The following is a 13,475-nucleotide window of genomic DNA, read 5'->3' on the forward strand; positions in this document are numbered from 1 at the left end:
ATACGCACGCTCGGGATGCAGATACGCACGTTCACCGAGATTTCTGCACGCTCAAGCGAGACTTACGCACGCTCGTAGAAAAATACGCACGTTCAGTGAAAAAATTAGATTTTAGTGCTTTTCGCCAGCGAAAAGCGAGGCATCTGGATTTTGGTTTGTGTGCGTGAAGCGAATGAAGGGTGAGCGACAAATAGCTGCGGCATATGCACGCTCGAGGAGAAATACGCACGCTCGGGATGCAGATACGCACGTTCACCGAGATTTCTGCACGCTCAAGCGAGACTTACGCACGCTCGTAGAAAAATACGCACGTTCAGTGAAAAAATTAGATTTTAGTGCTTTTCGCCAGCGAAAAGCGAGGCATCTGGATTTTGGTTTGTGTGCGTGAGGCGAATGAAGGGTGAGCGACAAATAGCTGCGGCATACGCACGCTCGAGGAGAAATACGCACGCTCGGGATGCAGATACGCACGTTCACCGAGATTTCTGCACGCTCAAGCGAGACTTACGCACGCTCGTAGAAAAATACGCACGTTCAAAAAAACTCAACAAAAAAGCTTCCCACTCTATCGGGAAGCTTTTGCATTATTCTCGTATGCAATACGAGGAGGCTTTTGATTCTCCAGTTTTCTCTAAATCCAATTGACCAAGCAACCTGGTGGCAACCGCACGTGATGCGAATCCGCAGAAATTACGAAGCTTTTGATTTGTTATGGTCGGCCCTACAAACGTGAAATATTCTTGAAGAGCCAAAAGGTGCGCAGATGCGTCTCGTACTCCGCAATAATCGCAAACCCAGCTACGCTTGTTCCGTTGCATCGTAAAAGCTTTGCAAGTTTGACAATAGACGCCAGGTTGTAAATCTATTGGATCAATAAAATAGTAAGTGCACAAAGGGGGTTTTTTATAAGGGGTTTGATTGGTCAAAATCAATTTCTTGAGTTTAGTCAGTTTTATCATTTCGGCTTCGAGGGGGAAAGCCTGTAGAATTTTCAAAAGGTATTCGATCATTTGGTAAGTCTTACAACTAGCAACACCGCATGGTTTGGAAATAAATTCACTGTCTTTAGCGGTGAAAACAACCAAGCCAGATACGGGTAAATTAATTTTATGCAGTTTAAAATATTGTGTCAGAAAACGAATATGCTTATTCAGCTGGATTTTCGGATTTTCCATAACCGTTTTTTCTCCTGCGGAATTAATACGGAAAAATTCATCCGTCTGTTCATCAAAATGGAGTTGGCCACTAATGTTTTTAGACTCAATGATGATTACGCAACGCCTAGTCAGCAATAGACCATCCATTTGGACAGACCAGTTGTCGATTTTCAAGTTTACATCCCATAAGGTATGAAACTCTCCTTCAAAATGGAATTCATTGAATTTCTTCTGCATCCGATTTTCTCCACGCTTTCCCGCCGTAATCCAGTAGAGCTCCCTTTCAAGAAATTGCCGTTGTGGATGGTGACAGCTAAGCCTTGCTAGGAGTAACGTTAAAGCATCTGCTTGTGTTAATAAACTAATTTTTTTCGTTATGTCGTTCCCTCCTTTGTGTGAATTACTTGAATTATAGCACTCGCAGCTTTCTTGCAAAAGCTTATTTTAAAAATCTTAATTACCGGCTTTTCGCGAGCGAAAAGCGATAAAACCAACTAGTTTTTCGGACATACGCACGGTCGTGGAGAAATACGTACGTTCAGCGAAGGCATACGCACGGTCGTGGAGAAATACGCACGTTCAACGAAGGCATACGCACGATCGTGGAGAAATACGCACGTTCAGCGAAGGCATATGCACGGTCGTGGAGAAATACGCACGTTCAGCGAAGGCATACGCACGGTCGTCAGAAAATACGCACACTCACATCCCAAATATCCACCCGCCAAGCGAAACACCTTGACAGTGCCTTCTTTTTAGATTACACTCCTACCTTGGCTTACCTATTTCGATAGGCAGAGCGGGTAGGGAGAGGGCTAATTTAATAGAAGGTTATGACGATGTTTAATTGGATGGATCGGTTTTTCGGTCTTCAGGAAAATGACACGACAGTTAAGCGTGAAATGACAGCGGGCTTAATCGGCTTTTTTACGGTGGTCTACATTATTGCCGTCAATGCGCTGATTTTGTCGGAAGCGGGCATGCCGCTTGAAGCAGCGATTGTTGCGACGATTGTGGCGTCGGTCTTTGGCTGTTTGCTCATGGGCTTTTGGGGCAATGCACCGATTTTGTTAGTGCCAGGTATGGGTATTAATGCGCTATTTTCGTACACGATGGTTCAGTCTATGGGCTTGTCTTGGCAGGAAGCGCTAGCGGTAGTGTTTGTTTCCGGTGTGATTTTTGTGGCGGTGGCTTTTACGCGTTTTGCGAAAATGCTGAGTGCCGCCGTGCCGCATTCGCTGAAAGAAGCCATTACTGTCGGGCTCGGCTTATTTCTTATGCTGATTGGTCTAGAAAAAGGCGGCATTGTTGAGCGTGGCACGAGTTCGATTTTGGCACTTGGTTCGCTTGCGGATGCGCATGTATTGGCCACTGTTTTGACGGTTATTATTGCGGTAGTGTTGTTTATTCGCAATGTGCCCGGGAATTTTCTGATTACCATTGTTGTGGGAACAGTCATCGCGGCGTTTTTCGGCCTTATCGACTTTGGCAGCATGAACGAGTCGTCGATTAACGCGACGGAAGCTTTTGCGGTATTTGGCGCGCTATCATTCGGGAATATCTTGTCCACAACGTTTTGGGTTGCGGTATTTTCACTGACCATGGTGCTAGTGTTTGAAAACATTGGACTGGTTCATGGGCAAGTGGCGTTTATTGAGCGCCCCGAGAAATTCAGTCGTGCTTTTCAAGCAACGTCTGTATCTGCGATGACGTCGGGAATTTTTGGTACGAGTCCAACTGTAGCCACAGTTGAAAGTGCTGCGGGCATGACAGCTGGCGGTCGGACGGGATTAACGTCGATTACGGCGGGATTATTGTTTTTGATCGCTTCGTTTTTCATTCCGGTCATCAAGCTGATACCAGATAGTGCAATTGCGCCAATCTTAATCATCATTGGTTTTTTGATGCTGCAAAACATTAAAAGCCTTGATATGACCGATATGACGGAAAGCTTTCCAGCGCTTTTAATCGTGGCGTTGATTCCGTTTACGTACAGCATTGCCGATGGAATCGCGATCGGCTTTATTATGTACCCGATTTTAAAAATCGCTGTCGGCAGAGGACGCGAAGTATCTCCGACGCTCTACGTCATCGCTAGTTTATTCCTGGCGAATTTTGTTTTTCATTATTTAGGATAAACAATAGATAGTCACGCACTTGCTGAGCAAGTGCGTTTTTTTCTGCAGCAGTGTACAATAAAGACAAGAAGATCTAAAAGGAGCGGATACAGATGAAATACACCAAATCCAAAATGGAACAGTTGGTCAGTGATCATCCGGACTTAAAAAAGCGGTTGAAAGTGTTGATGAAAGACATGGAGCTTGAAAAAGGCTTTGCGTTAAAAGCGCTTTATCACTCAGAAGTCACAGACAACGGACCATACCAAAAAGACTACCAAGATCTTGATTGGCAATAAAACACAAAAAAACTCCCTCAATTTCATTATTGAGGGAGTTTTTTGGATAGGCGTCAAAATTTTTGGTCATCTAACCACTGCTGCCAAATTTTCACATCGCTACCTAAATACCAGCGATTTTCTTTAGTTTGTTCGCAGTCCACACCTTGCCCACCAAGAACAAAATGCATTTCTGGATTTGCCTTGGCTAAAGCGTCGATATAGTCATTGGCCAGTGGCAACATCTTAGGAGAAGCGATGGACATACAGAGTAATTTGAAATTTTGTTTAGCGACCATTTCCTCTAAGCCTTCAAGAGGCGTATCTGGTCCAATGTAAACTACGGAAAAACCGTTCTCGCGTAAGAACAAAGTAAACAGCAACAAGCCAAGCTGATGTTGTTCACCGCTTGGGCTAAGTGCCATGACTTTTGGCAAGTTTGGTGAAATTGGGAAAATACGGAAAAATTGATTAAAGCGTTGCTGAACGATATGGGTGATCATATGTTCGTGAGCAACACTAATGATGCCGTTCTCCCAAGCCTCTCCAATCCGCACCATCAGTGGCGCGATAATATAAAAAAAGACTGTTTGATGATGAAATAAAGAAAAATGCAAATCCAACAAATAGTTAAAGCGTTCCGTATCCATTTCGGCAGCGGCCTGAAAAAGTTGATCAATTTGTTCGCCGTATTCTAATGTCTCTCGGTTAGGAAGTTCGTTATTCGGAACAATAAACTTCTTGCGTGAAGCATGTAGTTTTTTTACAGCTTCACTTATCTTCATGCCGTTATCTTGTACTTGTATTTTTAGCCATTTCAAATCTTCCAGATTTTGATCCGAATACAAGCGATGTCCAGATTCTGTTCGGGCAGGAGTAATCGCACTATAACGCGTTTCCCAAGAACGAATTGTCACTTTCGGCATATCTAAAATTTTGGCAGCTGCTTTAATGTTATACATAGCATTACCTTCATTCTATCTATAGATTTATCGTACGTGTTGTACAAATATTATACAACGTATCGTTAGAGCCGTAAAGCAGGACACCGTAAGTGATAAAAACAACAAAAAACGAACTCTCTGGTGAGAATCCGTTTCAGATAACTGCCGAATTTTTTGCGGCACGTGAGCGTTGCCAAGCTGTAGTAATCAACAATGTAATCAGTAACATGATCAGTCCTAAAATGAATGGATAGACAATATTAATATCGTAAAGAACACCTGCTAGTAAAGGACCAATTACGTTTCCGATACTCATATAGGCATTGTTCATGCCCATCGCAAAGCCAACTTCACCATCAGCCATTTTGGAAATCAGTGTATTTAAGACAGGTCGTAAAATAGAAGTAGCAAGGAAAATGATTAGCGAAACAGCAAAGAACATAGCATAGCTTCCAGCAAAAAGAGACAGCAAAAAGCCAAATGCAGCGACACCAAGAAATGCAACCAAAATGGACACTTCACCATAACGGCGAACAATCCGATCTACAACAAATAATTGCACAATTACACTGACGACGCCCGTTGCAGTAATCATAACAGCGATATCTTTCGCCGTGGAATCGAACTGATTGTCTAAATACAAACCAACTACTGATTCGTAGGCTAGCAAACCAAAGCTCATAACGAGAGTAATGATTAACGGAATAAAATACGGCATCTTGGTGGAGCGGCCAATTTTAGTGAACATAGATTCTTCATCAGTCAACTTTGCAGCCAGTGAAGGATTGGCATCTGTAGCGTCATGTTCTTTCAACCAAATGACAGAAAAAACAGCAGCTCCTAGTGATACGAGTGCTGAGACTAGAAAAGGTAACTTTAAGGTGTAATCGGCTAAAAATCCACCAATTCCAGGTCCAACCACAATGCCGAGCGACATCGCTGCAGAAACCATACTCGTTCCTTTTGCGCGCTGGTCGAAAGTGGTAATATCTGCGATATAGGCAAAGATCGCTGGAATCAGCATCGCTGCCCCAACGCCACCGATGACACGAGAAAAATACAAAATCCAAATAGAATCAGAAGCATAAAAAACAAACATGGAGATGGTTAATCCAAATAAACCGTAAATAATCATTTTTCGGCGACCGTATTGATCGGCCCATTTACCAGCAATTGGGGAAAAGATAAATTGGGAAGCGGCAAAAATAGCAATCATCAGGCCTGCCGCCATGCCGCCTTGGTCGATTGAGACCAAGTACGAAGGCAGAATCGGAATAACAATTCCAAAACTTGCAACCGCGATAAACATATTAATCATTAAGATGAAAATCTTCTTTTTTTGGTCTGCAGACATGTTGCGCACCCTCTTTTCTTCTATATGTTCGTACAAATTTGTTTTCTATAACTTTTCTATACTATTTCAGTAGAAACTTGTTGTCAATGGAACGGTCTTGCTATATTTTCCATCTGTTAAATCCATAGAAAAGAGTGGTGAAATCGAAATTTACGTTAACTAAGAAAAGACTCCACGTGTTAACAAAACAAGAATTTCGAGTACCCACAAAAATTCATAAGCTTGGAAAAATTACATTTTTTGATTGCAAGAATAAAGAATTAATTTAATGAAATGTTCTTGTGTTTTGTTGCGGGACTGTGAAGAATAGCAGGAAAACTCTGTATTTGGAAGCTTAGTATAGAGTCGATGCACTAACGAATAAGATATAATTAATGTATAGGCTAACAAAAACTAAAGCCTCCGAAAGGTGATAAGGATGGACAATAAACTTCATCGTATCAAAGCTATCGAATTACAGGACCGAGTGGTATCTGCGGATGAGGCGGCGTCTTGGATCAAAGACGGAATGACGCTCGGATTAAGTGGATTTACACGTGCGGGAGATGCTAAAGCAATTCCTTATGCATTGGTTCGACGTGCCGAAACAGAGCAGTTTAAAGTAAATGTTTTTACTGGGGCTTCTTTAGGTTCAGATGTCGATAAATTAATGGCAGAGGCAGGAATTGTGCACAAACGGTTGCCGTTTCAAGCAGATCCGGCTATGCGCAGAAAGATAAATAGTGGGGATATGCTGTTTGTTGATCACCATTTATCACAAACGGCTGAATGGATCCGGGCTGGAGTCATCGAATCGATCGACTACGCGGTTATTGAAGCATTGGAGATTACAGAAGACGGCATGATTATTCCAACGACGTCGGTTGGCAACTCTTCGGTTTTCGTCAAGCACGCCAAAAACGTCATTATAGAAATCAACCTTTCGCAGCCTCAACTGTTTAAAGGCGTACACGATATTTATGAACCTGAAAAACAAGGTCAGCGTTCGCCGATCCCTTTGGCACATGTTAGTGATCGAATCGGGACAATCGGGATACCCGTGGATCTTGAAAAAGTCCGAGCGATCGTCTTTACTGATCAGCCGGATTCTCCTTCAACTATTCTGCAACCGGATGACGACACCGAAGTGATGGCTCAACATCTACTGAATTTCCTGCGCTCGGAAGTCGCATCGGGACGCTTGACCAATCAGCTTGCTCCTTTGCAGTCGGGAATTGGTTCGGTCGCAAATGCTGTTTTGCACGGTTTAATTGATTCGGAGTTTGAAGACATGGAAGTCTATTCAGAAGTTCTTCAAGATGCTGTTTTTGACTTGATTGATGCTGGGAAAGTGAAATTTGCTTCCGCTTCGTCGATTACATTGTCTAAAGAAAAAATGGATCAGGTGTTTGGAAACTTTGAAGAGTATCGTGATAAAATCCTCTTGCGGCCACAAGAAATTACGAATCATCCCGGATTGATTCGCCGACTTGGGTTGATTTCCATTAATACAGCATTGGAATTTGATATTTATGGCAATGTCAATTCAACGCATGTCTCAGGCAGTAACATGATGAATGGCATTGGGGGTTCTGGTGATTTTGCTCGCAATGCACGTCTCTCGATATTTGTTACGAAATCGATTGCCAAAGGTGGCATCATCTCGAGTATTGTGCCATTCGCCACGCACGTCGACCATACTGAGCACGATGTCGACATTGTTGTGACTGAACAAGGGTATGCAGATTTACGTGGGCTCGCTCCGCGTGAGCGGGTTCCTCTAATTATTGACAACTGCATGCATCCAATGTACCGCGATCAAATGCGTGCTTACTATGAGAAAGCACTATTACGTGGTGGACAAACGCCTCATGTACTGGAAAAAGCATTTTCATGGCATGCAAATTTAACAACTAACGGCACGATGCTTCTACCGGAGTAGCCGTATAGACCAGTCCTTTTAAAGGGCTGGTTTTTCTATTTATAGAAGAAAGCTAATTCATGTATAATTAGAAGGATGAGTTTAAACAGGAGGATTCGAATGGAAAGTTTTACGCTAGGTTCTCTATTGGATGTCATGGGAGAATTATTCTCTGACGAAATTTCAATAGCCGTTACAAATACAAAAGAATATATTTACTATCGTCCAAGTAAGCGAGTAGATTTAAAAATCAAACCAGGCGATTTGGTCAAGCCGGGAACGATTGCACACAAAGCATTGCTGGCAAATCAGAAAACGTCTGAATTCATTAATCGTGAAATTTTTGGTGTTCCATATCACGGCATGGCTGTGCCCTTTGAACATGAAGGTAAGTTGCAAGGATGTGTCATGGCCATTTATCCGGCATTTACTGAAGGGAAGTCAGTGGTTACTGTGAAAAGTCCAGATGGCTGGAAGCCGATTCCTTTTACAGAAGTGAAGTATTTGGAAGTCAAAGATCGCAAAACCCATGTTCATGCAGAAGGCTATTCGGGCACCAATAAAAACTCTCTTCAGGAATTTGAATTTATACTGCCACGTGAATCATTTATCCGCTGCCATCGTTCATTTATTGTTAATGTGCATCATATAGAAGAAATTTACCCAGATACACATTCCACATTTGTTTTGGCAATGAATAACGGAGCACGAATCCCCGTCAGTCAGTCTTATTCTAGCTATTTCCGAAAACTTTTAGGGTTTTAAGAAAAGCGCATGTCCGCGAAAAGCGATCATGCGCTTTTTGGGGGCTTAAAAAAATGCTGTTTGAGACAGCTGTTTCTCTGCTTTGAGACAGTTAACGCTTGTCCATGCTGTAAAACTCAGTTTTTTAACAGGATAAGTTAAAATTATCTAATAATTAAAAGATAATCGATAATGACATGCTCTACCCTTTTTTACGTGAAATGCGATTTTAAACTGAGCGTACGCTCATGAAAACGCTTTATTTTCAAAAGAGCCATTAAAATTAATAGTGAAAGAGAGTGATCCACAATGGAACAGAAAGTTAATCGAATCAAAGCCAAACAGTTGCAGGAGCGAGTAGTGACACCTGAAGAGGCGGCTTCATGGATACAAGACGGCATGACACTTGGACTTAGCGGGTTTACGCGTGCTGGAGATGTGAAAGCGGTTCCTTTCGCTTTGGTGAAACGTGCAGAAAATGAAAGCTTTAAAGTGAATGTTTTCACAGGCGCTTCGTTAGGCTCAGACATCGATCGATTGTTTGCAGAAGCGGGGATTGTCAACAAACGTTTGCCATTCCAAGCAGAACCGGCAATGCGCAAAAAAATTAATGACGGCGAAATGCTGTTTGTCGATCATCATTTGTCACACACGGCAGAATGGGTTCGTACAGGCGTTACAGAACCGATTGATTTTGCTATTGTAGAAGCGTTATCTATTACAGCAGACGGCATGATCATTCCGACAACTTCTGTTGGAAATTCGGCAGTGTTTGCGAAACATGCTAAAAACATCATCGTTGAAATTAATATGGCACAGCCCCAATTATTTGAAGGCTTGCATGACATCTATGATACAGGCAAACAAGGTGAGCGCTTGCCAATTCCAGTAACCGCTGTTGATCAGCGCATTGGCACAGTTGGTATCCCGATCGATATGGAAAAAGTGAGAGGCATTGTTTTTACTGAACAATTGGACTCTCCTTCAACTATCGTGCCACCTGATGAAGATACAGAAATTATGGCTGGCCATTTGCTTGAGTTTTTACGTGCTGAAATTCGTGCAGGTCGCTTAACAGAAAGCTTGGCTCCTTTGCAATCAGGTATTGGATCTGTAGCGAATGCCGTTTTACACGGAATGGTTGATTCGGAATTTAAAGATTTACAAGTATATTCGGAAGTCTTACAGGATGCTGTTTTTGATTTGATGGATGCGGGTAAAGTAAATTTCGCATCTTGTTGCTCAATTACATTGTCCGAACCGAAAATGAAACAAGTTTTTGGGGAATTTGAAAACTACCGCAACAAAATTATTATGCGTCCACAGGAAATTTCCAATCATCCGGAAATTATCCGCCGTCTCGGACTCATTTCGATTAATACCGCATTAGAGTTTGATATGTATGGAAATGTTAACTCGACGCATGTTTCAGGCACGAACATGATGAACGGCATCGGCGGATCAGGTGATTTTGCGCGCAATGCTCGTTTGGCGATTTTTGTAACAAAATCAATTGCCAAAGGTGGAAATATTTCAAGCGTCGTTCCGTTTGTCTCGCATGTTGACCACACAGAACATGATGTGGATGTCGTTGTCACGGAACAAGGCTATGCAGATCTTCGTGGCTTAGCACCGCGCGAACGCGTGGAAGTTATCTTGAAAAACTGTGTACACCCATCGTATCGTGCACAACTTCGCGCGTATTACGACGAAGCGCTAACACGCGGTGGGCAAACTCCACATGTCTTAGAAAAAGCGTTCTCTTGGCACACGGACTTAACAAAAAACGGTACCATGCTACAGAAAAAACAGCAGGCAGCCGTATCTGTGTAAAATAGCTTGGAAATAAAACGCTTCTATAAAAATCAATGAAACCAGGTCTGCTTAACAGCGCCTGGTTTTATTGTTTCCAATAAGCTTCCATTAAACAGGCAATTCCATATAGGCAAGATCCTTCTTTTTACCTTTTTTTATTTTTGAAATAGGCGGTATAAAAGCATTTATTAATCAGATTTTTCTGTCTAAACAAAAATAGTTGTTGTCAAGCGTTATTTTTAGTATTATAATAAGCAATTGTGAAATTTGAAATGAGGGTTCTTTAAATGAAAAATTCCATCTATGGATTAACGATAGACCAGTTAAAAGAATGGTTTTTAGAAAACGGCCAGAAAAAATACCGTGCGGAGCAAGTATGGGATTGGTTGTATATAAAACGCGTCACTGAATTCGCAGAAATGAACAATCTGTCGAAAGACTGTGTTCAGTTGCTAGAAGACAACTTTGCGATTCGCACGTTGAAAGAAACAGTGAAACAAGAATCTGCAGACGGCACGATTAAGTTTCTTTTCCAAATGCAAGACGGTAACTTGATCGAAACGGTATTAATGCGTTTTAAATACGGAAATTCTGTTTGTGTAACCACACAAGTGGGTTGTAACATTGGCTGCAGTTTCTGTGCCAGCGGACTATTGAAAAAGAGCCGCGATTTAAACGCGGGCGAAATCGTTGAGCAAATTATGCAAGTGCAAGCGCATTTCGATGTACAGCAAAAAGAAGAACGTGTGAGTCACATCGTCGTAATGGGTATCGGCGAACCATTTGATAACTATACGAATTTGATGGGCTTCCTAAACATCGTTAATTCTCAAAAAGGTTTGGCTATCGGAGCTCGACACATCACCGTTTCAACAAGCGGTATCGTGCCAAAAATTTACGATTATGCAGATGAAGGCTTACAAGTAAACCTAGCAATTTCAATTCATGCACCGACTAATGAGTTGCGTACGCGTATTATGAAAATCAATAAAGCATATCCAATCGAGAAATTGATGGCTGCGATCGATTATTACCTAGAGAAATCCAACCGTCGCATCACGTTTGAGTATATTTTATTGCGTGACGTCAATGACCATGTAGAAGAAGCGCATCAATTAGCGAAATTGCTAGAAGATAAGCGTCACTTGTCATACGTGAACTTGATCCCGTACAATTCAGTTGATGAGCACGATCAATATCAACAAAGTACACCGGAAGCCATTAGTGCTTTCTACGACGCATTGAAGAAAAAAGGCATCAACTGTGGCGTACGTCACGAGCAAGGCGCCGATATCGATGCAGCTTGTGGACAGTTACGAAGCAAGCAAATCAAAAAAGAGAAAAAAGAAGTAACCGTTTAATAAGCAAAAACGTTCCTGATTTTCAGGAACGTTTTTTTATGCTGAAAACAAACTATTTTAAACAATGGTCTTTCAAAAAATACTTTTTTAGTAAATGAAACTTTCTGAACATTAAGAACGTATGAATCTTAGTAGCACGAGTAATTTATCTAATCGATTATTTTTGATCAAAAGTTTATAAATAATGGGTTAAGAAAGGAAGTGGGGGATTGAAGAAAGTTCTGTGTACAGTAATTTTGCTTGGAGCAGTCACCTTAGCTAGTTGTAGCGGCCTTTCAACACACGAAGATGATGAAGTAGCCGCTATTGTAAATAATCATGAAATTACAATAGGGGATTTACGATTTTTATATCCTGACGATAGCGCATTAGATTACTTGGATTCAGCAATAGCTGTAGAGTTGATCAAACAAGAGGTACAGGAAATGAACCTTGATATTTCTCCACATCTTATAGGAGAAACAACCTCGGAAGAATTTGAAAAACTTCCTCCAGCGAATACAAAAGATGAAGGTGGAAAGCAAGTGCGTGCGTATGCTATCGCTCAAGCTGAAAAACTAGATATGTCACCCGAAGAATTCCAAAAGCAATATGGTAAAAAAATTAATGAACAAAATGCTTATATCAATACGTATCTTGAAGAGAAACTAGGGGGAGGAAACGTTAATGATCTAACATGGATGGAGGAATTTGGGGAAGACTATAATAGGTTAGTAGAAAAATTAGTAGAGAAAAATAAAAATGACATTGACGTGTTTATTAATTAATGTTTTTGGAGAACACCATTTAGAAGTACACGTAGTTCTATACCAAACCAGCAAAAAGAATTGTATAAAGACTATAGAATTAGTAGAATCTATGATATAGTGATGTCGAAAACATAAATAAAAACACCACTAGGGGAGCCGGATATCGGCTGAGATGAGCATAAGCTCGGACCCTTTGAACCTGATCTGGATCATACCAGCGGAGGGAAGTGGCGGAACGTCTGCTATTTTCTTATCGACTGCATACGCCGCTTCCCTTTATTGGGGAGCGGCGTTTTTATTTTGTGCAAGAAAATTGACCGTGCCTGTCAGAGCTAGGCACGGAAACTAGATACAGAAAAGGAGATAGGAAAATGACATTTTGTACAGAAGTGAGAAAAGAATGTAACAGTTTATGGCAAGCAAGTTTTGATCATCCGTTTGTAAAGGGAATTGAAGATGGGACATTACCAGTCGAGATATTCCGTTTTTATGTCATGCAAGATGCTTATTATTTGTCCCATTTTGCTAAAATTCAGGCACTCGGTGCGTCTAAAGCAAAGGATATGGAAACGACGCAACGCTTTGCAATTCATGCGACACATACCAGTATAGCCGAGCTATCGTTACATGAATCATTTATGAAAATGTTAAGTGTTACGGAAAAAGACTGGTCCCAATTCGAACCTTCACCTACAGCATATGCGTACGTATCTCATATGTACCGCGCATCTGCAGGGGAATTGGCAGATGTATTAGCAGCCATATTGCCTTGTTACTGGTTGTATTACGAAATTGGTGAGCGATTGAAACATGCAAAACCGGATCATCCGATTTATGACCGGTGGATTGAGACTTACGGGTCCGAAGAATTTGGTGAACTGGTCAACGAACAAATTGAACGGATGAATCAGTTGTCAGAAGACTTGCCAGAAGCACGCCGTAAAGAATTAAAAGACCATTTCCGCAAAAGCAGTTATTATGAATTGAACTTTTGGGATCAAGCCTGGAGACAAGAATCCTGGTCTATAGAGCCAACTAAAAAAGTAGGTGTTTAAC

11 protein-coding genes and 1 riboswitch are annotated in these 13,475 nt (G+C 41.6%); of the genes, 8 read left to right on the plus strand and 3 right to left on the minus strand.

Features of this window, described 5'->3' with window-relative positions:
* Positions 1–584: 584 nt before the first annotated feature.
* The gene (locus QMF37_RS00110; protein WP_071152959.1) at positions 585–1,535 is read right to left on the minus strand and encodes a nuclease-related domain-containing protein; all 951 of its coding nucleotides are present in this window, start codon (positions 1,533–1,535) and stop codon (positions 585–587) included.
* Positions 1,536–1,996: 461 nt separating this feature from the next.
* On the opposite strand from QMF37_RS00110, the gene QMF37_RS00115 reads away from it, so the two are divergent.
* Positions 1,997–3,295 carry an NCS2 family permease gene (locus tag QMF37_RS00115; protein ID WP_283475832.1) on the plus strand — a complete coding sequence of 433 codons (1,299 nt, stop codon included), beginning with the start codon at positions 1,997–1,999 and terminating at the stop codon, positions 3,293–3,295.
* A gap of 92 nt (positions 3,296–3,387) precedes the next feature.
* A complete protein-coding gene (locus QMF37_RS00120) occupies positions 3,388–3,573 on the plus strand; it encodes a hypothetical protein (RefSeq protein WP_283475833.1) in 186 nt (61 codons plus the stop codon).
* 53 nt (positions 3,574–3,626) lie between these two features.
* Here the strand turns inward: QMF37_RS00120 and QMF37_RS00125 are convergent, their stop codons facing one another.
* On the minus strand, positions 3,627–4,514 hold the full coding sequence (locus tag QMF37_RS00125; protein WP_071152714.1) for a MerR family transcriptional regulator: 888 nt from the start codon (positions 4,512–4,514) through the stop codon (positions 3,627–3,629).
* 136 nt (positions 4,515–4,650) lie between these two features.
* The gene (locus QMF37_RS00130; protein WP_071152713.1) at positions 4,651–5,850 is read right to left on the minus strand and encodes an MFS transporter; all 1,200 of its coding nucleotides are present in this window, start codon (positions 5,848–5,850) and stop codon (positions 4,651–4,653) included.
* A gap of 418 nt (positions 5,851–6,268) precedes the next feature.
* Here QMF37_RS00130 and QMF37_RS00135 point away from each other — a divergent pair, with 418 nt between their 5' ends.
* From QMF37_RS00135 to tenA, 6 genes are all read left to right on the plus strand, one after another.
* Complete coding sequence (locus QMF37_RS00135) at positions 6,269–7,771, plus strand: acetyl-CoA hydrolase/transferase family protein (RefSeq protein WP_283475839.1); 1,503 nt, start codon at positions 6,269–6,271, stop codon at positions 7,769–7,771.
* Positions 7,772–7,870: 99 nt separating this feature from the next.
* Positions 7,871–8,515: a LytTR family DNA-binding domain-containing protein gene (locus QMF37_RS00140; protein WP_058384167.1), complete on the plus strand. Its 645-nt coding sequence runs from the start codon at positions 7,871–7,873 to the stop codon at positions 8,513–8,515.
* A gap of 288 nt (positions 8,516–8,803) precedes the next feature.
* Complete coding sequence (locus tag QMF37_RS00145; RefSeq protein WP_283475841.1) at positions 8,804–10,327, plus strand: acetyl-CoA hydrolase/transferase family protein; 1,524 nt, start codon at positions 8,804–8,806, stop codon at positions 10,325–10,327.
* Between the two features lie 269 nt (positions 10,328–10,596).
* On the plus strand, positions 10,597–11,670 hold the full coding sequence (gene rlmN / locus QMF37_RS00150) for a dual-specificity RNA methyltransferase RlmN (RefSeq protein WP_283475843.1): 1,074 nt from the start codon (positions 10,597–10,599) through the stop codon (positions 11,668–11,670).
* A 209-nt stretch (positions 11,671–11,879) separates the two neighbouring features.
* Entirely contained in the window at positions 11,880–12,437 is a 558-nt protein-coding gene (locus QMF37_RS00155) for a hypothetical protein (RefSeq protein WP_283475844.1), read from the plus strand.
* Positions 12,438–12,558: 121 nt separating this feature from the next.
* Positions 12,559–12,662, plus strand: a riboswitch (TPP riboswitch).
* A gap of 128 nt (positions 12,663–12,790) precedes the next feature.
* A complete protein-coding gene (gene tenA, locus QMF37_RS00160) occupies positions 12,791–13,474 on the plus strand; it encodes a thiaminase II (RefSeq protein ID WP_071152708.1) in 684 nt (227 codons plus the stop codon).
* Position 13,475: the final 1 nt, after the last annotated feature.

The organism is Planococcus sp. S3-L1 (assembly GCF_030063085.1).
Lineage (GTDB): Bacteria > Bacillota > Bacilli > Bacillales_A > Planococcaceae > Planococcus > Planococcus kocurii.

What these genes read in the sequence shown, in the direction of transcription:
- rlmN (WP_283475843.1), top strand. Translation starts at nt 10,597, where the DNA reads ATGAAAAATTCCATCTATGGATTAACGATAGACCAGTTAAAAGAATGG.
- QMF37_RS00130 (WP_071152713.1), bottom strand. Translation starts at nt 5,850, where the DNA reads ATGTCTGCAGACCAAAAAAAGAAGATTTTCATCTTAATGATTAATATG.
- tenA (WP_071152708.1), top strand. Translation starts at nt 12,791, where the DNA reads ATGACATTTTGTACAGAAGTGAGAAAAGAATGTAACAGTTTATGGCAA.
- QMF37_RS00115 (WP_283475832.1), top strand. Translation starts at nt 1,997, where the DNA reads ATGTTTAATTGGATGGATCGGTTTTTCGGTCTTCAGGAAAATGACACG.
- QMF37_RS00135 (WP_283475839.1), top strand. Translation starts at nt 6,269, where the DNA reads ATGGACAATAAACTTCATCGTATCAAAGCTATCGAATTACAGGACCGA.
- QMF37_RS00125 (WP_071152714.1), bottom strand. Translation starts at nt 4,514, where the DNA reads ATGTATAACATTAAAGCAGCTGCCAAAATTTTAGATATGCCGAAAGTG.
- QMF37_RS00145 (WP_283475841.1), top strand. Translation starts at nt 8,804, where the DNA reads ATGGAACAGAAAGTTAATCGAATCAAAGCCAAACAGTTGCAGGAGCGA.
- QMF37_RS00140 (WP_058384167.1), top strand. Translation starts at nt 7,871, where the DNA reads ATGGAAAGTTTTACGCTAGGTTCTCTATTGGATGTCATGGGAGAATTA.
- QMF37_RS00120 (WP_283475833.1), top strand. Translation starts at nt 3,388, where the DNA reads ATGAAATACACCAAATCCAAAATGGAACAGTTGGTCAGTGATCATCCG.